Here is an 18,584-nt window from a genome sequence, read left to right as displayed (position 1 = left end):
CCCTGGGGAAATCGTCGTCAGTTCTAGGGAAGTCAGGCGGCTATAGACACAGCCAGAGACCAAGCGTTCCGCTCCGTTGAACCCTATTTCTGAGCGCATCATGCGCTCAAGCCGCGCACTTGCACAGTGCCAGCACTGGGCAAATACGCGGCTTGAGAGGGGCGCTGCCAGATTCGCGGTCAGACTGGATCGTTGCGGCGCAGCAATTCCTCGGGGAGGTGCTGGATGTATTCCTCTTCCGCCGGCGGCATCTGCAGGTGGAAGCCTTGTTTCTCGATGTTGTCCAGCACGACGTTGATGTCTTCGCGGGCCAGCTGGCGCTCGGGGCTCAGGACCAGATCGAAGGCGTGCTGCGGTGCGCCGAACGCGACGATCAGCGCCTCGGGCACACGGCTGAGGGCCTCGCGCTTGTCGACGTACAGGTACATCTCGTTCTTGCGCGGACTCTTGTAGATGGAGCAGATGCGTTTCATGTCGGTATTTTTCGCATTTGGAGCGGGCCGCATTTGGAGCGGGCCGCGTTATGGAGTGGGTCGCGTTATTCGGGGGTCTGGGCAGCCAGGCTGTCCAGCAGGGCCTGCCCCATCAGCTCGCGGCGCCAGCCTTGCAGCGAATCGGGCAGTTGGTAGGGTCCGTTGGGCCAGCCGGTCTTGAGCAGGGCTTCGAGAATCTTCTTGCGCAGCATCAGCTCCGGCGCCATGTCCAGGCGTTCGGCCTCCTTCTGGCCGACTTCGCGCAGTTTCTTCAGCACCGGGGTGATCTCGCGCGGCAGCGGTTCGGGCAGGGTTTGCGGCCAGACGGCTTCGGGCAGCTTCGCGGCATGGGCCATCAGTGCGATCAGGGCATCGCCGTCCTGGCGCACGGTCCGCGGGTGCATATCGTCGATACGAGCCAGCGCGACCTTGTCGCTGGGTTGGAAGCGCGCCAGCGGCCACAGGGTGTGCTCGCGCAGCACATGGTTGCGCGGCTTGTTGCGCACCCGCGCCTGCTCCTCGCGCCAGACGCACAGCTCACGCAGCACGGCCAGTTGCTGGCGACCCAGCTTCCACGCCAGCTTGACGTCGAGGTAGGCCTCCTGCGGATCGCTGACGCGACTCTGGTTGCGGGTCAGGTCGGTGCCATCGGCCAGCAGCCACTGCAGCTTTTCATCGCTCAGGCGCGGCGCCAACTTCACGTAGACCTCGGCCAGGTGCTGCACATCTTCGGCGGCGTAGCGCACCTGCATATCGGTCAGCGGGCGTTGCAGCCAGTCGGAGCGGGTTTCGTCCTTGGGCAGGTCGAGGCCGAGGATTTCCAGCACCAGCCTGGAATAGCCCATGGAATGCGGCATGCCCAGGTAGGCAGCAGCCAACTGGGTGTCGAACAGCGGCTGCGGCAGGCTGCCGGTCAGGCGCTGGAAGACTTCCAGGTCCTCACCGCAGGCATGGAATACCTTGACCACCACCGGCGACTCCAGGATCGCGGAGAACGGCGACCAGTCACGGATCAGCAGCGGGTCGATCAGCCACACACCGGTGCCGTCGCCCACCTGCACCAGCCCGGCGGCCGGGTAGAAGGTATCGACACGCATGAACTCGGTATCGAGTGCGAGGTACGGCAGTTCTTTCCAGTCCTGGCACTTGCGCTCCAGGGTGGCATCGTCGCGAATCCACTGTATGTCGAGGACGGTCACGAACATCTCCTTCGTTTCGGTGCGCGCAGTATATAGAGATGCATGATGTGCGAGCATTCCACTCGGCCATTGGTCTGTGACGATTGGCCTGCAATCTCTACGCTTTGCTCCGCCCACAACTACAAGAAGGCAGCTTGCGCATGAAAAAGCTTCTCGGACTGGTCGTCCTGCTGGTCGCCGCCCTGGCGGTCTACCTGGCGCTCACGCCCAGCCCCATTGACCCGCTGGCCTGGACGCCGCCCAAGGCGCCGCCGATGACCGGGGTGATGGAACCCAACGATACGTTGATGAAAGCCGAACTCCTCGCCCAGGGCCAGATCGTCGGCCCTGAAGACACCGCCGTGGACAGCCACGGCCGGCTGTTCGCCGGGCTGGATGACGGGCGCATCGTGCGCATGGGCAGCGACGGCAAGGCCGAGACCTTCGTCGAAACCGGCGGCCGCCCGCTGGGCCTGGCGTTCGACAAGAGTGGCAACCTCATCGTCGCCGACGCCTGGAAAGGCCTGCTGGAGGTCGACCCGCAAGGCAGAATCCGCGTGCTGACCGACTCTGCCGACGGCGTTCCCTTTGCCTTCACCGACGATCTGGACATCGCCAGCGACGGGCGCATCTATTTCAGCGACGCCTCCAGCCGCTTCCACCAGCCCGACTACCTCCTCGACCTGCTCGAAGCCCGTCCCCATGGGCGCCTGCTGCGCTACGACCCGGCGACCGGCAAGACCCAGACGCTGCTCAAGGACCTGTACTTCGCCAATGGCGTGGCGTTGTCGCAGAACGAGGATTTCGTGCTGGTCAACGAGACCTACCGCTATCGAATCACCCGATACTGGCTCAGGGGCGAAAAAGCCGGGCAGCATGAGGTCTTCATCGACAACCTGCCGGGCCTGCCGGACAACCTCGCCAGCGACCGCAGCGGCACCTTCTGGGTCGCCCTGCCTTCACCGCGCAAGGCCGATGCCGATGTGATCCAGCAGATGCCCTGGCTGAAACGCCAGCTCACCAAGTTGCCGCGCGCCGTCCTGCCCAAGCCGGTGCCCTACGGCCTGGTGATCCAGGTGAACGAGAAAGGCGAGATCGTGCGCAGCCTGCACGACACCAGCGGCCAGCACCTGCGCATGGTGACCTCGGCGAAGCCGGTGAACGGCGTGCTCTACCTGGGCAGCCTGGAGAACGATCGCATCGGACGGCTGGTCCTGCACTGACGCCTCAAGCCGGCGTCTGCTCCTCACGGGCAGGCGCCGGAGCGGGCGCCGCGACCGGCTCCAACAGCTCCAGCATGCGCTCGCGCACTTCGGCCATCAGTGCCTCCACCCCATGGTCGGTGAAAGCCGTGGAGTCGATTGGCGCGCCGACATGCACTTCCACCGGCATGCCGAGGTTCAGCTTCAGGCCACCGGCTGGCAGCAGTTGCTGGATACCGCGAATCGCCACCGGCACGATGATCGCGTCGGTCTGCTGGGCCAGGCGGAAACAGCCCTTCTTGAAAGGCTGCAACTGGCCGTCCTTGGAGCGCGTGCCCTCGGGCGCGGCCCAGAGCACGATGCCGCTCTCCATCATTTCCCGCGCCCTGGCCAGGTCGGCCATGGCCTGGTGACGGTTGTGCCGATCGATGGACGGGAACTCCGCCGCGCGCATCGCTGCGCCCCATACCGGTACGGCAAACAGCTCGCGCTTGGCCAGCATGCGGATCGACCCGGGCAGCGTCACGAAGATCGCCGGGATGTCGTAGAAGCTGGAATGGGTGCAGAGGATCATGTAGCGACGGCCATCGCCGAAGTCCGGCACCTCGCCGTGGCGGCTCAGGCGCGCACCGGTCAGGCGCAGCAGGCTGCCGGACCAGTCGCGGGTAAAGCCGTCGACCTTGCTGCGACGCAACCGGCCCATGGCACCGAGGGCCAGGACCCGGACGCTGTAGCCCAGGGTGATCAGAACGGTCGCCACGCCCACCAGGGCAACGCGCAGCGGGCCGGCCTTGCGCGGCGCCGATTGCTGGTTGTGCATGTTCGCCAACTCCCCACCAACTTTTCATCGTACAAGCCTTATGATGCGTTTCGGCCCCGTCACGACACAGGAACGCGCCCATGACCCAAGCCCGCCTGCTCACGCCCGAGCAACTGGCCGCCCGCCTCGATGACCCGAATCTCGTTCTGCTCGACTGCCGCTTCGCCCTCGAAGACCCGGCCTACGGCGCGCGCAGCTACCAGGAGAACCACATCCCCGGCGCGCACTTCGCCGACCTCAATCGCGACCTGTCCTCCCCGGTGATGCCGGGCGTCACCGGCCGCCACCCGCTCCCCGACCCACAGCTTCTGCAAGAGAAACTGCGCGCCTGGGGCCTGAACGCCGACAGCGAAGTGGTGCTGTATGACGATGGCCCCGGCGCCTTCGCCGCCCGCGCCTGGTGGCAGCTGCTGTGGCTGGGCAAGAGCGAGGGTGTCTACCTGCTCGATGGCGGCCTGACCGCCTGGCGCGGTGCCAGCCTGCGCCTGACCACGGCTGAATCGCCACTGCGCCCCGGAGACTTCAAGGGCGAGCCGGACAACAGCCTGCTGATCAGCGCCAGCGAACTGGCCGCGAAACTGGGCGACGCCGAGCTGCCGCTGATCGACGCACGCGGCCTGCCGCGCTTCCGCGGCGACATCGAACCTATCGATCCGGTCGCCGGGCACATCCCTGGCGCACAATGCGCCGCCTTCACCGACAACCTCGGCAGCGACGGCCGTTTCCTTCGACCGGAACACCTGCACCAGCGTTTCGCCGGCCTGCTGCGCGGGCGCCCCGCCGAGCACCTGGTGGCCTACTGCGGCTCCGGCGTCACCGCCTGCCACAACCTGTTCGCCCTGAGCCTCGCCGGCTACCCGTTGGGGCGCCTGTATGCAGGCTCCTGGAGCGAATGGATCACCGACTCCCGGCGCCCGGTGGCCAAGGGCGACTGATCCACCCGCTCTGGCAGAAAAAACGGAAGGGGCTTCGCACCGGCGCCTTCCGTTCCTATGGATAGGTGCAGGGGCATCCGTCAGACTCATGCCCGAATTTCAAAGGAGTGATCCCATGCCCTCGCGCATTCGCCAAACCTTGCTCGCCAGTTTGCTGCTAGGCCTGTGCAGCGCCGTCCCGGCTTACGCCACCGCCCTGGAGGCCACTCCCTGCGAGATCCAAGACCAATGGTCGGACCTCTACGGCGAAGATCTGGTGAAGGCGGCCAAGGCCGGCCACGCCAGCGCGCAATACACGCTGGGGCTGGAATACGACTCCGGCAGTGACGAGTACGACCAGGACTATGAGAAAGCCGCCTACTGGTATGAGAAGGCCGCGCAGCAGGGCCACGCTTGCGCCCAGTACAACCTCGGCAACGCCTACGACAATGGCGATGGCGTCGAGCAGGACCCCGCCAAGGCGGTGTTCTGGTATCAGAAGGCCGTCGACCAGGGCGACAAGGACGCCCAGTTCAACCTGGCGATCATGTACGAAAACGGTACTGGCGTGACCCGCAGCTACAAGAAGGCCTTTGCCCTATATATGCAGTCGGCCAAGCAAGGCGATGTGGACGCCGAGTTCGAAGTGGCGGAGAGCTACTCCAAGGGCCGCGGCGTGGCGAAGAACCCGGCGCAGGCGCGTGCCTGGTACCAGAAAGCGGCTGACCAGGGCCACGAAGAGGCGGAGGAAAAGCTCGCGACGATGCCGGAGTTACCGCCAAGTATCTAATCGCCAGAAGGAATATGCAGAAAAGCAGCGCCGACGAAACAATTTAAAAACAGTCCTTTACATCATCTTCATCGCACTACACTTCAAATCGAGCGGCTAAGTCCGCTTCCGGCGGGGCCGAGGATAATCATCAGAAGCTGCCAAGACGCCCAGCCCCGCCGGTCATCGATGACGAGGATGTCATGGGAATCGCCGCGAACGATCTTTGCCAGTATGTGATTCGCCCTACCCTGCAATATCTGGGGCGTCACAGTGTCGCGGCCGAATCGCTGCTGCTGGGGGCAGCGGCCTGTCAGTCGGCGCTGGGGAGCGCCCTCGATGACAGCCATGGCCATGGGCTGTACCGCATTGGTGAACTGCGGCACCAGACGCTCTGGGACGGATTCCTGGCGCTGGACCCCGAGCTGGCCAGCCGCGTCCGCGGGCTGGCCAGCCAGCATGCGTTCCTCGATGCGCCCCACCTCGAACTCACGGTCAACCTGCGCTACAGCACCGCCATCGCCTGGATGCTGGTGGAGGCGGAGCACCTGCCCCTGCCACTGGTGGACGACCCCATGGAGCTGGCCCGTGTCTGGCGTCAGGTCTTCCACCCTCACGGACGCCTCCACGACTTCGTCGACGCCTGGCACAGCTATGTCGGAAATTTCAGTCGGGTCGCCTAGCACTCAACCACGCAAACCGTGACCGATCGGTCAGAAATTATTTACTTACCGCGACGAACGGGCGCCCTCCAGATGGAACGCTTGTTTGAGCCCTGAAGCCCAAGGTAGAGCGCCTGCCCAGCACTACCCAAGACCCGGGAATCTTGGTAGCTTGCGCGCCGATAAACACAGGAGTTGCTCTTACAATGAAAACAACATGGCTTAAGACCACCCTCGCACTGACCATTAGCGCTGCCTCCGCTCAGGTGCTTGCCAACGGCATCGCCATCAACGAGCAGAGCGCCAGCGGCGCCGGTACCGCCTACGCGGGCCGCGCTTCCTCGGCATTGGACGCCAGCACCATCTACGGCAACCCTGCCGGCATTTCCAAGCTCAAGCGAACTGAAGTCAGCGGCGGTCTGGCCGTTGTTTCCGCGAAGGACGACATCAGCGACGCGCACAGCACCGCCTCGGGCAGCAACAAAGGCGATTCCGTACCGCTGGCCGCCGTGCCGTTCGGCTACTTCGCCACTCCGCTGGACGACAAGGTCAGCGTCGGCCTGGGCATCTACGTGCCGTACGGCATCATCAACGACTACGAAAGTAGCTTCCAGGGCCGTTCCCATGGTTCCTACAGCAAGGTCCAGGTGATCACCGTCCAGCCGACCATCAGCTACAAGTTCAACGACGTGGTGGCTGTCGGCTTCGGTCCGACCATCAACCGCATCGACGGCAAGCTGGAGAACTACCTGAACACCGGCGCGCTGAACGGCGCCCTGGGTGGCAACGGCGATGACACCAAGATCAGCATCAAGGGCGACGACACCGCTACCGGTTACAACGTCGGCCTGTTGATCACCCCGACCGAGAGCACCTCCATCGGCGCCACCTACCACTCCAAGGTGAAGTACGAGCTCAAGGGCCACACCACCGTGTCCAACTCGCCGGCCGGCCTGTTCGACTCGCGCATGGACGCCAACCTGGACATCACCCTGCCCGAGTCCCTGGACCTGTCCATCACCCAGAAGCTGGATGACCGCTGGACCGTCTACGGTGGCACCACCTGGACACGCTGGAGCCGTCTGGAGTCCATCGAGGTGCAGAACACTGGCGCTCCGCTGCCGCAGTTCAACACCATCGGCGAAGACCTGAGCTGGCACGACACCTGGTCGGCCGCCATCGGTACTTCCTACCAGTACAACGACCAGTGGGTGCTGCGTACCGGCTTCGCCTACGACCCGTCGCCGACCACCAACGAGCACCGCACCGTGCGCATCCCGGTGGGCGATCGCAAGATCTTCACCCTGGGCGCCGGCTACTCGCCCAACGCCGACATGACCTTCGACTTCGCTTACGCCTACCTGTGGGAATCCACTGCCGGTGTGAACCAGCCGGACGGTCAGGAACTGGCGGGCATGCAACTGCAGCCGGGCTACAGCGCCAAGTACGACAACAGCGCCCACGGCCTGACCGCGCAGATGACCTATCGCTTCTGATCGTTTCTGCGTGACGAAAAAGCCGGGCAGATGCCCGGCTTTTTCATGCCTTCTCGCCCGACACGACAGCGTTTTTTTGTAGGAGCGAGCTTGCTCGCGAACCGCCTTGAGTCGAACTCGCCGGATACTTCGTTCGCGAGCAATCTCGCTCCTACGAAGAGCAGGGCCGCCGCCGCGGAGGCTCAGGCCGCCTGATCCGGCTCGGCGTGCTCGCGGCAGATGAGGTCAGCCTCGGCGACCTCCAGCCGCTCCCCCGTCAACCCGCACAACGCGCCATCGTCCAGCCGCTGGTGGAACCGGCAGGTACGGCACAGGCCGAAGCCCGGCACATTTTCCTGGCGCTGCACGGTCGCCAACAGCTCGCGCAGCAGCTCGACCAGCAACTCACTGCGCTGCCCCAGCGTTGCCTCGGCGCGCCGCAGGAAAGCCGGCGGCACCAGCGCATCGATCAGGTCCCGGCCTTCTTGTGTCAGCTCCAGGTGCACGCTGCGGCGGTCCTGCGCATCCGGACGCTTCTCGATCAGCCCCTTGGCCTCCAGCGCCTTGAGCGACTGCGACACCGTGCCCTTGGTCAATCCGAGGAAATCCGTCACCCCCAATGGCGTATTCGAATAGCGGTTGCAGCGCGCCAGGTAGTTCAGCGCGCTCAGCTGGATCGGCTGCAGGTCGGCCATCAAGGGCTGCTCGCGCGCCCAGACGCGCATCAGGCTGGCGATGCGTTCGAGATAGTCGTACAGGGTCGTATCGGTCATGGGCTAATCCTCTCGATAGATAGTATCGATCAAAAACCAGTTTGACAGAAGGTCAATTTCAATCGCAGACTGAACTGGTATCGAATCGATACCTAACTGATCAGGAGAAGCGTCATGAGCAAAGCCATTTATTACCATGCCGGCTGCCCCGTCTGCGTCGAAGCCGAGCGCACGCTGCTGCCGCTGCTGAACCGGGAAGTGGAAGTGGTGCACCTGGGCGAGCAGTCGCCACGTGTCGCCGAAGCCGAAGCGGCTGGCGTGAAATCGGTGCCGGCGCTGGTGGTCGATGGGCAGGTGCTACACCTGAACTTCGGCGCCGCCCTTGTCGACCTGAAGTAAGGAGCGCGCCATGCAGGTCCACGTCTACGACACTCACGTGCGCACCCGCGATGGCCGCTATTTGCACTTCGATGTTCTGGTCCAACCGGACGATGCCAGCCGCGCCGAGGAATTCGCGGCGCACTGGCTGGCATCGCGCGGTATCCAGGCCGACGACGTGCAGGCGAGCCGTTGCCAGTTCTGCCACAGCGAGTTTTCCACGCCAGCGGTGGAAACAGCCTTGCAGAACCCGGGTTACTACATCATCGAAATGGAGGGCTGCTGAGGCATGGACGCCTACCAGCCACTGCACTGCGATCTGCATGACTACCTGGAGATCGCCTGCCTCCACCGCTACTGGCTGCGGATCGAGTTGCGTGACTGCCTGGCGTTCGACGCCCAGGCTTTCACCACGCACACGCGGCGAAACACGGACGGAATGCTGGAGGAGTACCTGGAAGTACGAGTGGACGATGCCAGCCGGGAGTTCCGGCTGGACCGTCTGCATGCCGTCACGCCGCTATCGGCGCAGGCATTGTTCGGGAGAGTGGAGCTCAACCCGGCTGGCTGAGCGGCCGTAACGACCTCACCACATGAGGTCGTCGGGCACCACGTAATCCTTGTACGGATCGTCGTCGTCCGGCTCGCCGCTGGGCTCGCTGAGCAGGATGACACGGCGCTCGTCGCGCTCCTGGATACGCAGCGCGGCGTCACGCGGAACGATCTCGTAGCGGCCGTCGTAGCTGACGATGGCCAGGCTGCCACGACTGAGCTTGTCGCGGATCAGGTCATTCACCGCGATGCGCTTGACCTTCTTGTTGTCGACGAAATTGAAGTAGTCGTCCGACTCCATCTTCGGCAGGCGCGTGCCCTCGATCAGTTGCTTGATCTGCGCAGTCTTGGCCTTCTTGTCAGCCTTTTCCTGCTGCTGACGATTAAGTTCGGTATCACGGGCCAGCTTTTCGGCCTGAGCCTGCAATGCCGCCTGACGCTGGCTGTCATCCTTGACCACCTGGTTCTTGTGCTCCAGGCGTTGCTGTTTCTGCTTCTGCTTGCCGGCCTGCTTGGCCTGCTTCTCGTTGACCAGCCCGGCTTTCAGCAACTGGTCACGTAATGACATGCTCATGAAGTAAGGCTCTCCAACAGCCCATAGTGATGCCAGACAAATCCCAGACTAACGCATAGCTGCGGCGGGACTGCCCTCAAGGGGTATAATCCTCGGGCCTGTGCCAGCGCAGCGCAAGTGCCTGGCTCGATTTCACTCATCTGGAGCGGACTCGTTACCGCCATGCTGAAGCTCATCGTTCTCGCGATACTGGCCATCTTCCTCGTCGCCATCCTCTACGTACACCTGCGCGGCAAGGTGCGGCTGCCCTTCCTGCGCCAGGTGGTGAACCACTCGGCCTGGTTTGCCCCGTACAACTCGCTGATGTACCTGAACTCCAGCGTGCCGTCCAAGCCCTACCTGGACCGCGAGCGCTTCCCCGAACTCGACAAGCTGCGCGATAACTGGCAGATGATCCGCGAGGAAGCCGAGAAGCTGTTCGACGAGGGCTACATCCGCGACGCGCTGAACAACAACGAGGCCGGCTTCGGCTCCTTCTTCAAGAAGGGCTGGACCCGTTTCTACCTGACCTGGTACGACGGCGCCCTGCCCTCCGCACAGCGACTGTGCCCCAAGACCGTGGAGCTGGTGAGCAGCATTCCCAACGTCAAGGGCGCGATGTTCACCCGCCTGCCCCCGCGCAGCCACCTGAACAAGCACCGCGACCCCTACGGCGGCTCTCTGCGTTACCACCTCGGCCTGGCAACGCCAAACTCCGAGGAGTGCCGCATCTTCGTCGACGGCCAGCCTTATGCCTGGCGGGACGGCCAGGACGTGATGTTCGACGAAACCTTCGTCCACTGGGTGAAGAACGAGACGGACGAATCGCGCCTGATCCTCTTCTGCGACGTAGAGCGCCCGCTCAAGTCACCGCTGCTGACCCGCATCAACCGAAGCGTCAGCGCCTTCCTCGGCCGCGCCACGGCGCCGCAGAACGTCGAGGGCGAGCGCGTCGGCGGGATCAACCAGGCCTATTCGGTGCTGATCCGCTTCGGCGACGCCGTGGGCAGTAAGGTGAAGGTCTTCAAGCGCGCCTATCCCACGGCCTATCGCATCGCCCGGCCGGTGCTCGCGGTGGTGTTGCTGGTGCTGGTCCTGCGCTGGTTGTTTGGCTGACTAGCAGCCACCTGTAGGAGCGAGGAGGACGCCTAGTTATTGCTCGCGAACAGATTTCCCGGCAGCGCCGGCATTCAGCGGTTCGCGAGCAAGCTCGCTCCTACGAAAAACCATGAAAAAGCCCGGAATCATCCGGGCTTTTTCATGGTTGGGAGAACAACTTATCCACAACTGAGCGGGTTCTTCTCGTCGCGCTTGGCAGCGCCCCACAGCTCGTCCATCTCTTCCAGGTTGCTGTCTTCCAGCGTGCGCCCCTGGTCACGCAGGGCCGTCTCGATGTAGCGGAAGCGCCGTTCAAACTTGGCGTTAGCCGCGCGCAGGGCAGTCTCCGGGTCGACCTTGAGCTTGCGCGCCAGGTTGACCACCACGAACAGCAGGTCACCCACCTCTTCCGCCTGGGCCTCGGCGTCACCGCCGGCCATGGCTTCGAGCACCTCGTCCAGCTCCTCGCGAACCTTGTCCACCACCGGCAAGGCATCGGCCCAGTCGAAGCCGACCTGGGAAGCACGCTTCTGCAGTTTGTTGGCACGGCTCAACGCCGGCAGCGCATTGGGTACGTCGTCCAGCAGGGACAACTGCACCGGCTCGGCAGCCTTGGCGGCGCGCTCCTCGGCTTTCAGTTCCTCCCAACGCTGCTTGACCGCGGCTTCCGCCAGCTTCGCTGGGTCCGACTCGCCGTACAGGTCCCCGTCGGGGAACACATGCGGGTGGCGGCGGATCAGCTTAGTGGTGATCCCATCGACCACCGCATCGAACTCGAAACGCCCCTCCTCCCGAGCCAACTGCGCGTAATACACCACCTGGAAGAGCAGGTCTCCCAACTCCTCGCGCAGATGATCGAAGTCACCGCGCTCGATGGCGTCGGCCACCTCGTACGCCTCTTCGAGGGTGTAGGGGACTATGGTTGCGTAGCTCTGCTTGAGGTCCCAGGGGCACCCGTGCTGCGGGTCGCGCAGCCGGGCCATGAGGTACAGCAGGTCGTCGAGCTTATGCATCCTTGGCACTCGCGCGGTCACGCCGCGCCTCGATGATGTTGGGCAGCTGCGAGATGCGTCCCAGCAGGCGACCCAGCGAGTCGAGGCCGGGGATCTCGATGGTCAGGCGCATGATTGCGGTGTTGTCTTCCTTGTCCGAGCGGGTGTTCACCGCCAGCACGTTGATGCGTTCGTTGAGCAGCATCTGCGAGACATCGCGCAACAGGCCGGAACGGTCGTAGGCCCGGATGATGATATCCACCGGATAGGTGCTGACCGGCACCGGGCCCCAGCTGACCTGGATAATCCGCTCTGGCTCACGCCCGGCCAGCTGCAGCGCCGTGGCGCAGTCCTGGCGGTGGATGGTGACGCCGCGACCGAGGGTGATGTAGCCGACGATCGGGTCGCCCGGCAGCGGCTGGCAGCAGCCGGCCATCTGCGTGAGCAGGTTGCCGACGCCCTGGATCTGGATGTCGCCACGCTTGCCGTGGCCGATCTTGCTCGGCTTGCGCGGGATGAGTTCGAGCTGTTCGGTGCCGCGCTCGGGCTCGACCAACTGCTGCGCGTAGTTGACCACGTGGGCCAGGCGCAAGTCGCCAGCACCCAGAGCGGCGAACAGGTCTTCACCCGTCTTGTAGTTGGCCTTCTCGGCGAGCTTCTCGAAGTCCACCGGCGGCAGTGCCAGGCGACCGAGTTCGCGCTCGAGCATGGACTTGCCGGCCGCGACGTTCTGGTCGCGCGCCTGCAGCTTGAACCAGTGGACGATTTTCGCCCGCGCCCGCGAGGTAGTGACATAACCCAGGTTCTGGTTGAGCCAGTCACGGCTCGGCGCGCCCTGCTTGCCGGTGATGATTTCCACCTGCTCGCCGGTCTGCAGGCTGTAGTTCAGCGGCACGATGCGGCCGTTGATCTTGGCGCCACGGCAGTTGTGGCCGACCTCGGTGTGTACCCGGTAGGCGAAGTCCAGCGGAGTGGAGCCCTTGGGCAGGTCGATGGCGTGGCCGTCGGGGGTGAAGACGTAGACCCGGTCGGGCTCGATATCCACCCGCAGTTGCTCGGCCAGGCCACCGATGTCGCCCAGTTCCTCGTGCCACTCGAGCACCTGGCGCAGCCAGGAAATCTTCTCTTCGTAGTGGTTGGAGCTGGCTTTGACGTCGGTGCCCTTGTAGCGCCAGTGCGCACAGACGCCCAGCTCGGCTTCCTCGTGCATGGCGTGGGTGCGGATCTGCACTTCCAGCACCTTGCCCTCGGGGCCGATCACCGCGGTGTGCAGCGAGCGGTAGCCGTTTTCCTTGGGGTTGGCGATGTAGTCGTCGAATTCCTTGGGGATGTGCCGCCAGAGGGTGTGCACGATGCCCAGCGCGGTGTAGCAGTCGCGCATTTCCGGCACCAGCACGCGCACGGCGCGCACGTCGTAGATCTGGCTGAAGTCCAGGCCCTTGCGCTTCATCTTCCGCCAGATGGAATAGATGTGCTTGGCGCGGCCGGAGAGGTCAGCCTTGATGCCGGTGGCGGCCAGGGCGTCCTTGAGCTGCCCCATGACGGTGGCGATGTACTGCTCGCGGTCCAGCCGGCGCTCGTGCAGCAGCTTGGCAATCTGCTTGTACTGGTCGGGCTCGAGGTAGCGGAAGGACAGGTCTTCCAGCTCCCATTTGATGTGGCCGATGCCCAGGCGGTGGGCCAGCGGAGCGTAGATGTCGAAGACTTCGCGGGCGACGCGCATGCGCTTTTCTTCGTCGGCGTTCTTCACCGCGCGAATGGCGCAGGTGCGCTCGGCGAGCTTGATCAGCGCGACGCGCACGTCGTCGACCATGGCCACCAGCATCTTGCGCAGGTTCTCGACCTGCGCCTGGGTGCCGAGCACCAGCGACTGCCGCGGGATCAGGCTGGCACTGATCGCCGCCATGCGCAGCACACCCTCGATCAGCTTCGCGACCACCGGGCCGAAGCGCTGCGCCACGTCCTCCAGCTTGACCTTGCCTTCGCGCACGCCACGGTAGATCACCGCGGCGACCAGCGATTCCTGGTCCAGCTTGAGGTCCGCCAGGATTTCGGCGATCTCCAGTCCCGTCTGGAAGCTGGAGGTGCCGTCCGCCCAGGAGTTGTCCGTCGTGCTGACCGCCTTGTGCTCCACCTCGCGGGCGAATTCACAAGCTTCCAGCAGGACCTTGCGATCCAGTCCCGGGACCAGGGTCTGGACATGGTCCAGCCAGGCCTCGAGATTGATACTGCCGTCGGTGTTGACCGGCTGGTGCGCTCTCACCTGTACCATCGTGTCTACCCTTCCCCACGGTGCGCCACAACACACCGCTCACTGCGCCGGCCTTTCTTGCTTGAGCCGGTCGGATTGCGCAGGCCTTCCTAGCCTGCCTCGAACAAAGCCATGGCCTCGACATGGGCCGTCTGCGGGAACATGTCGAGGATGCCGGCACGCTTCAGGCGATAGCCCTGTCGGGCCAGTTCGCCAGCATCGCGCGCCAGGGTCGCCGGGTTGCAGGACACATAGAGTACCCGCTCCGCGCCCAGTGAACGCATCTGCCGCGCCGGCTCGAAGGCTCCGTCACGCGGAGGGTCGAGCAGCACGGCGGTGAAATCCTCCGCCGCCCAGGGGGCTTCGGCAAGCGGTTTCGTCAGGTCAGCCTGATGGAACCGGGTATTGGCCAGCCCGTTGGCCCGGGCATTGGCGGCGGCGCGCTCGACCATGGTCTGCACACCTTCCACGCCGACCACCTCGCGCACCTGGCGCGCCAGCGGCAGGGCGAAGTTGCCCAGGCCGCAGAACAGGTCCAGCACGCGCTCGTCGCTGCCCGGCTTCAGCCAGTCCAGCGCCTGGGCGACCATCGCCTCGTTTATCGGCGCGTTCACTTGAACGAAGTCGCCGGGGCGGTAGGCCAGCGTCAGATTCCAGGCTTCGAGCCGGAAGCCAAGCCCGCGCTTCACAGTGTTTGCTGCATCGTCGGGGCAAAGCGTCGGTTCGCCGTCACCTTGCAACCACAGTTGCACATCCCGTGCCGAACAGAATTCCAGCAGTCGCGCGCGGTCGCTATCGGACAAAGGTTCGATATGCCGCAACAGCAACGCGCTGGACGTACCGTGGAACAGCTCGACGTGGCCGAGGGACTGCGGCTTGGCGAAGCCTCGCAGCAACTCCGGCAACTCGCGAGCGAGAAATTGCAATTCCGGCACCAGTACCAGGCAGTCGTCGAAGGCCACGATGGCCTGGCTGGCGGCGGCGCGGAAGCCGACTTCCAGGCGCTTGGCCTTCACGTCCCAGCGCACGGCGAGGCGGGCGCGGCGGCGGTAGCCGAACTCTGGCCCGACCAACGGCGCGGCCCACTCTTCCGGCGTCAGGCCGGAGAAACGCTCAAGCTGCTCGGCGAGGGTGCGCTGTTTGAGCGCCAACTGATCGGCATGGGACAGGTGCTGCAGGCTGCAGCCGCCACAGGTGCCAGCCACCGGGCACGGCTCGGTGCGGCGGTTGGCGGCAGCAGTGAAGATGCGTTCGCTGCGGGCGTCGACGATCTGCGCGCGAGCGGAAAGCACGCGGGCTTCCACCGACTCGCCCGGCAGGGCGTTGTCGACGAACCAGGTGCGCCCGTCGATGTGGGCGATACCGCGGCCGTCGTGGGCCAGGCGCTCGATGTTCAGGCGCTGTTTCTTGCCCACCGGTACCGCAGGGCTGCGCGCTCCGCCGCTGGGCTGGAAGCGCAGGCCGGATCTCTGCTTGGCCATGTCAGTTGGAGTCGAACACGCCCGAGGACAGGTAACGGTCGCCACGGTCGCAGATGATCGCCACCAGGGTCGCGTTTTCCAGTTCGCGCGACAGGCGCAACATCGCCGCCACCGCACCGCCGGAGGACACGCCGCAGAAGATGCCCTCTTCGCGGGCCAGGCGGCGCATCACGTCCTCGGCCTCATGCTGCTGCATATCGACGACGCGATCGACGCGGGTGGCATCGAAGATCTTCGGCAGGTATTCCTGCGGCCAGCGGCGGATGCCGGGGATGGACGAGCCTTCCATCGGCTGCAGGCCGACGATCTGCACGTTGGGATTCTGCTCCTTGAGGTAGCGCGACACGCCCATGATGGTGCCGGTGGTGCCCATGGAGCTGACGAAATGGGTGATCTGACCGCCGGTCTGCTGCCAGATTTCCGGGCCGGTGGAATGGTAGTGGGCGATCGGGTTGTCGCCGTTGGCGAACTGGTCGAGCACCTTGCCCTGACCTTCGCGTGCCATCTGGTCGGCAAGGTCGCGGGCGCCTTCCATGCCCTGCTCCCTGGTCACCAGGATCAACTCGGCGCCGTAGGCGGTCATCGCGGCCTTGCGCTCGGCAGTGGAGTTGTCGGGCATGATCAGGATCATGCGGTAGCCCTTGATCGCCGCCGCCATCGCCAGGGCGATGCCGGTGTTGCCGGAAGTAGCTTCGATCAGCGTGTCGCCGGGCTTGATGTCGCCGCGCAGTTCGGCACGGGTGATCATCGACAGCGCCGGGCGATCCTTCACCGAACCCGCGGGATTGTTCCCCTCGAGCTTCACCAGCAGGGTGTTGGAAGTCTCCCCGGCCAGGCGCTGCAGGCGCACCAGCGGGGTATTGCCGACGCAATCGGCGATAGTCGGGTACTGCACGGTCATGGGGGCACTCGGCTCCGAATCGCGAAAGGGGATGACTCGCTATGATACCGGCAAACGACGCCCCGCCATACGAAACTTCCTAACAAGCCGTGTTCGACGGCCGCGAGCCGTCTCAGGCCGCCGCCGCGTCCGGCAGGCGCAGGTGCACGCGCAGGCCCGCCTCGGCGCAGTCTGCCCACAGCTCGCCACCCTGCATACGCAGCGAGCTGCGGGCGATGCTCAGGCCCAGGCCGAAGCCTTCGCCGGTGCGGGCGTCGGAGAGCCGGGTGAAGGGCAGGAAGATGCGTTCCAGATCAGTTTCCGGCACGCCCGGGCCATCGTCCTCCAGCCAAAGGTGCCAGCCGCCGGACTCGTGCCGGCCGCTCAAGCGGATGCGGCCATCCTCCGGGGAGTGGCGGATGGCATTGCGCAGCAGGTTTTCCAACGCTTGCGCCAGGCCATTGAGATGGCCACGCACGCGACAGTCCGCTGACACTTGATAAAGGAAGCGCTCGGCGCCCCAGCCCGCCTCGAAGCGCGCATCGTCCACCAGCAGGTCCCACAGCGAGCGCAGGTCGATCGCTTCCAGCTCAAGGCGCGGGCGTTCGGTGTCCAGCCAGGCCAGCTCCAGCGTGTCGCCAACCAGACGCTGCATCACTTCCACTTCGCGTTCCACCCGCAGGCGCAGCGCGGCTTCGCTGATTGGGCTCTCGCCGGCAACGCGCAAGCGACTGAGCGGCGTACGCAGCTCGTGAGACAGATCGCGCAACAGCTGGCGCTGCAAGCCGACATGGCCGCGCAGGCGCTCGGCCATGTGGTCCAGCGCGCGGCCCAGTTCGCCAAGCTCGTCGCGGCGGGCGATCAGTTCCGGTCCGGCGACCGAGCCGAGGTTATCCGCCTGCAAGGCGTTGGCGTGTTCGCGCAGGCGCTTGAGCGGGCGCACCAGGCGGCGGTAGATCAGCCAGCAGAGCAGCAGGGCGAGGATCGCTGGCACCAGCGCATGGCTGATGGACTGGCGCAGGAAGGTCAAGCCGCCGGGCAGATAGCGCTGTGGCAGTTGCACGACGAGCCGGCCAGCGCTCGGCTCGTCCGGGAAGGGAATGCCGATATACGGCAGAGTCACCGAGCGCGAGCTCACCGGCCAGTCCAGCCCGCGCTGGAAGGTCAGGTGCGCCACGTCCGCCATCGGCAGCGGCTGCGAGCCCAGCGACTGCAAGCGGCCATCCACCACCACCATCCAGACCGGCTCGCGTTGCTTCATCTGCGCAAGCCAGGCATCGACGCCCGCCGCGCCACCTGCACGCCAGGCTTGCTGGGCCTGGCCGGCATAGCCGGCGAGCACCTGCCGCGCCGTTTCGGAGAGGTAGTAGCTGTCGCGCTCCATCTGCTTGCCCCAGTTCCAGGACAGCCAGATCACCGACAGGCACAGCACCACCAGGGCGACGGCGAGCTTCCAGAACAGCGAGTGACGACCGGGCATGTCAGTCCTCGGCCTCGGCGAACACGTAGCCCTTGCCCCACACGGTGTGCAGTTGGTGGCGCAGGTAGCTGATGGCCTGCAGCTTGCGGCGCAAGTGGCTGACGTGCATGTCCAGGCTGCGGTCGTGGGCGGTGAAGGCACGGTGCAGCACGTGCTGATAAAGGAAGGGTTTGCTCAGGGTCTCGCCCTGGCTGCCAAGGAAAGTTTCCAGCAGGCGGTACTCGGTGCCGGTCAGCCCGGCCCACTGGCCGTCGAGGCCGACGTCGTCCTTCTGCGGGTCCATCTGCAATCCGGTGGGCGCGCCGGCCAGCGACTGGCTGCCGCGCTCCAGCGCCACGCGGCGCAGCACCGCGTCCACGCGCACGCTCAGCTCGGCGAGGCTGAAAGGCTTGGGCAGGTAGTCATCGGCGCCCTGGGAGAAACCGGCGATACGGTCCTGCTCGGCGCCCAGCGCGGACATCAGGATCACCGGCACCGCACGCTCGCGGCGCAGGGTGCGGAGGATGTCCAGGCCACTGATGCCGGGCAGCATGATATCCATCAGCACCAGGTCGTAGTCGCCGCCGCGCGCCTGCACCAGGCCCTCATCGCCGTCCTGGCACCAGGTGACCTCGAAGCCGCGCTCGCTCAGGTGGGAAGACAGGTGGGCGCCCAGGGTCGGGTCGTCCTCGATGGTCAACAGGCGCAGCCCGGACGAAGCGATGGCATTCATA

20 protein-coding genes are annotated in these 18,584 nt (G+C 65.1%); 9 read left to right on the top strand and 11 right to left on the bottom strand.

Features of this window, described 5'->3' with window-relative positions; genetic code table 11:
- Positions 1–179 precede the first annotated feature (179 nt).
- Entirely contained in the window at positions 180–473 is a 294-nt protein-coding gene (locus CTR55_RS09135; RefSeq protein ID WP_296285582.1) for a YcgL domain-containing protein, read from the bottom strand.
- Between the two features lie 65 nt (positions 474–538).
- Positions 539–1,678 (bottom strand): ribonuclease D, encoded by a 1,140-nt coding sequence (gene rnd, locus CTR55_RS09130; RefSeq protein WP_296285581.1) that lies wholly within the window; start codon positions 1,676–1,678, stop codon positions 539–541.
- Positions 1,679–1,812: 134 nt separating this feature from the next.
- Here rnd and CTR55_RS09125 point away from each other — a divergent pair, with 134 nt between their 5' ends.
- A complete protein-coding gene (locus tag CTR55_RS09125) occupies positions 1,813–2,874 on the top strand; it encodes an SMP-30/gluconolactonase/LRE family protein (protein WP_296285580.1) in 1,062 nt (353 codons plus the stop codon).
- 4 nt (positions 2,875–2,878) lie between these two features.
- Here CTR55_RS09125 and CTR55_RS09120 read toward each other — a convergent pair whose 3' ends face one another.
- Positions 2,879–3,673 carry a lysophospholipid acyltransferase family protein gene (locus CTR55_RS09120; RefSeq protein WP_296285579.1) on the bottom strand — a complete coding sequence of 265 codons (795 nt, stop codon included), beginning with the start codon at positions 3,671–3,673 and terminating at the stop codon, positions 2,879–2,881.
- An 80-nt stretch (positions 3,674–3,753) separates the two neighbouring features.
- On the opposite strand from CTR55_RS09120, the gene CTR55_RS09115 reads away from it, so the two are divergent.
- The 4 genes from CTR55_RS09115 to CTR55_RS09100 all read left to right on the top strand — a co-directional run bounded on the left by CTR55_RS09115 (position 3,754) and on the right by CTR55_RS09100 (position 7,514).
- Positions 3,754–4,608: a sulfurtransferase gene (locus CTR55_RS09115; RefSeq protein WP_296285578.1), complete on the top strand. Its 855-nt coding sequence runs from the start codon at positions 3,754–3,756 to the stop codon at positions 4,606–4,608.
- 115 nt (positions 4,609–4,723) lie between these two features.
- Positions 4,724–5,377, top strand: a complete 654-nt coding sequence (locus CTR55_RS09110) for a tetratricopeptide repeat protein (protein ID WP_296285577.1) — start codon at positions 4,724–4,726, stop codon at positions 5,375–5,377.
- 182 nt (positions 5,378–5,559) lie between these two features.
- Positions 5,560–6,039 (top strand): hypothetical protein, encoded by a 480-nt coding sequence (locus CTR55_RS09105; RefSeq protein ID WP_296285576.1) that lies wholly within the window; start codon positions 5,560–5,562, stop codon positions 6,037–6,039.
- 185 nt (positions 6,040–6,224) lie between these two features.
- Complete coding sequence (locus CTR55_RS09100) at positions 6,225–7,514, top strand: outer membrane protein transport protein (RefSeq protein WP_296285575.1); 1,290 nt, start codon at positions 6,225–6,227, stop codon at positions 7,512–7,514.
- Positions 7,515–7,696: 182 nt separating this feature from the next.
- Here the strand turns inward: CTR55_RS09100 and CTR55_RS09095 are convergent, their stop codons facing one another.
- Positions 7,697–8,266, bottom strand: a complete 570-nt coding sequence (locus CTR55_RS09095) for a MarR family transcriptional regulator (RefSeq protein ID WP_296285574.1) — start codon at positions 8,264–8,266, stop codon at positions 7,697–7,699.
- Positions 8,267–8,380: 114 nt separating this feature from the next.
- On the opposite strand from CTR55_RS09095, the gene CTR55_RS09090 reads away from it, so the two are divergent.
- Genes CTR55_RS09090 through CTR55_RS09080 form a run of 3 tightly spaced genes read left to right on the top strand, consistent with a single transcriptional unit; the run spans position 8,381 to position 9,155 of the window.
- Positions 8,381–8,605 carry a glutaredoxin domain-containing protein gene (locus CTR55_RS09090; protein WP_296285573.1) on the top strand — a complete coding sequence of 75 codons (225 nt, stop codon included), beginning with the start codon at positions 8,381–8,383 and terminating at the stop codon, positions 8,603–8,605.
- 10 nt (positions 8,606–8,615) lie between these two features.
- The gene (locus tag CTR55_RS09085; RefSeq protein ID WP_296285572.1) at positions 8,616–8,870 is read left to right on the top strand and encodes a DUF2024 family protein; all 255 of its coding nucleotides are present in this window, start codon (positions 8,616–8,618) and stop codon (positions 8,868–8,870) included.
- A 3-nt stretch (positions 8,871–8,873) separates the two neighbouring features.
- Positions 8,874–9,155: a Rho-binding antiterminator gene (locus tag CTR55_RS09080; RefSeq protein ID WP_296285571.1), complete on the top strand. Its 282-nt coding sequence runs from the start codon at positions 8,874–8,876 to the stop codon at positions 9,153–9,155.
- A gap of 15 nt (positions 9,156–9,170) precedes the next feature.
- On the opposite strand, the gene CTR55_RS09075 is transcribed toward CTR55_RS09080, so the two are convergent.
- Entirely contained in the window at positions 9,171–9,710 is a 540-nt protein-coding gene (locus CTR55_RS09075) for a DUF2058 family protein (protein WP_296285570.1), read from the bottom strand.
- 162 nt (positions 9,711–9,872) lie between these two features.
- Between CTR55_RS09075 and CTR55_RS09070 the strand changes: the two genes are divergently transcribed.
- On the top strand, positions 9,873–10,805 hold the full coding sequence (locus tag CTR55_RS09070) for an aspartyl/asparaginyl beta-hydroxylase domain-containing protein (RefSeq protein ID WP_296285569.1): 933 nt from the start codon (positions 9,873–9,875) through the stop codon (positions 10,803–10,805).
- Between the two features lie 161 nt (positions 10,806–10,966).
- On the opposite strand, the gene mazG is transcribed toward CTR55_RS09070, so the two are convergent.
- The 6 genes from mazG to CTR55_RS09040 all read right to left on the bottom strand — a co-directional run bounded on the left by mazG (position 10,967) and on the right by CTR55_RS09040 (position 18,583).
- Positions 10,967–11,800: a nucleoside triphosphate pyrophosphohydrolase gene (gene mazG / locus CTR55_RS09065; protein ID WP_296285568.1), complete on the bottom strand. Its 834-nt coding sequence runs from the start codon at positions 11,798–11,800 to the stop codon at positions 10,967–10,969.
- Complete coding sequence (gene relA, locus CTR55_RS09060) at positions 11,793–14,051, bottom strand: GTP diphosphokinase (RefSeq protein WP_296285567.1); 2,259 nt, start codon at positions 14,049–14,051, stop codon at positions 11,793–11,795. The genes mazG and relA overlap by 8 nt, the downstream gene beginning before the upstream one ends.
- Positions 14,052–14,140: 89 nt before the next feature.
- Entirely contained in the window at positions 14,141–15,511 is a 1,371-nt protein-coding gene (gene rlmD / locus CTR55_RS09055; RefSeq protein ID WP_296285566.1) for a 23S rRNA (uracil(1939)-C(5))-methyltransferase RlmD, read from the bottom strand.
- Between the two features lies 1 nt (position 15,512).
- Positions 15,513–16,412: a cysteine synthase CysM gene (gene cysM, locus CTR55_RS09050; RefSeq protein WP_296285565.1), complete on the bottom strand. Its 900-nt coding sequence runs from the start codon at positions 16,410–16,412 to the stop codon at positions 15,513–15,515.
- A 112-nt stretch (positions 16,413–16,524) separates the two neighbouring features.
- Positions 16,525–17,871 carry a sensor histidine kinase gene (locus tag CTR55_RS09045; protein WP_296285564.1) on the bottom strand — a complete coding sequence of 449 codons (1,347 nt, stop codon included), beginning with the start codon at positions 17,869–17,871 and terminating at the stop codon, positions 16,525–16,527.
- Between the two features lies 1 nt (position 17,872).
- Complete coding sequence (locus CTR55_RS09040) at positions 17,873–18,583, bottom strand: response regulator transcription factor (protein ID WP_296285563.1); 711 nt, start codon at positions 18,581–18,583, stop codon at positions 17,873–17,875.
- Between the last annotated feature and the right edge of the window lies 1 nt (position 18,584).

It is taken from the genome of Pseudomonas sp. (assembly GCF_002796985.1).
In the GTDB taxonomy this organism is placed as follows: Bacteria; Pseudomonadota; Gammaproteobacteria; order Pseudomonadales; family Pseudomonadaceae; genus Pseudomonas.
The sequence above is the reverse complement of the archived record's forward strand: the minus strand, read 5'-3'. Positions and strand labels throughout refer to the sequence as shown.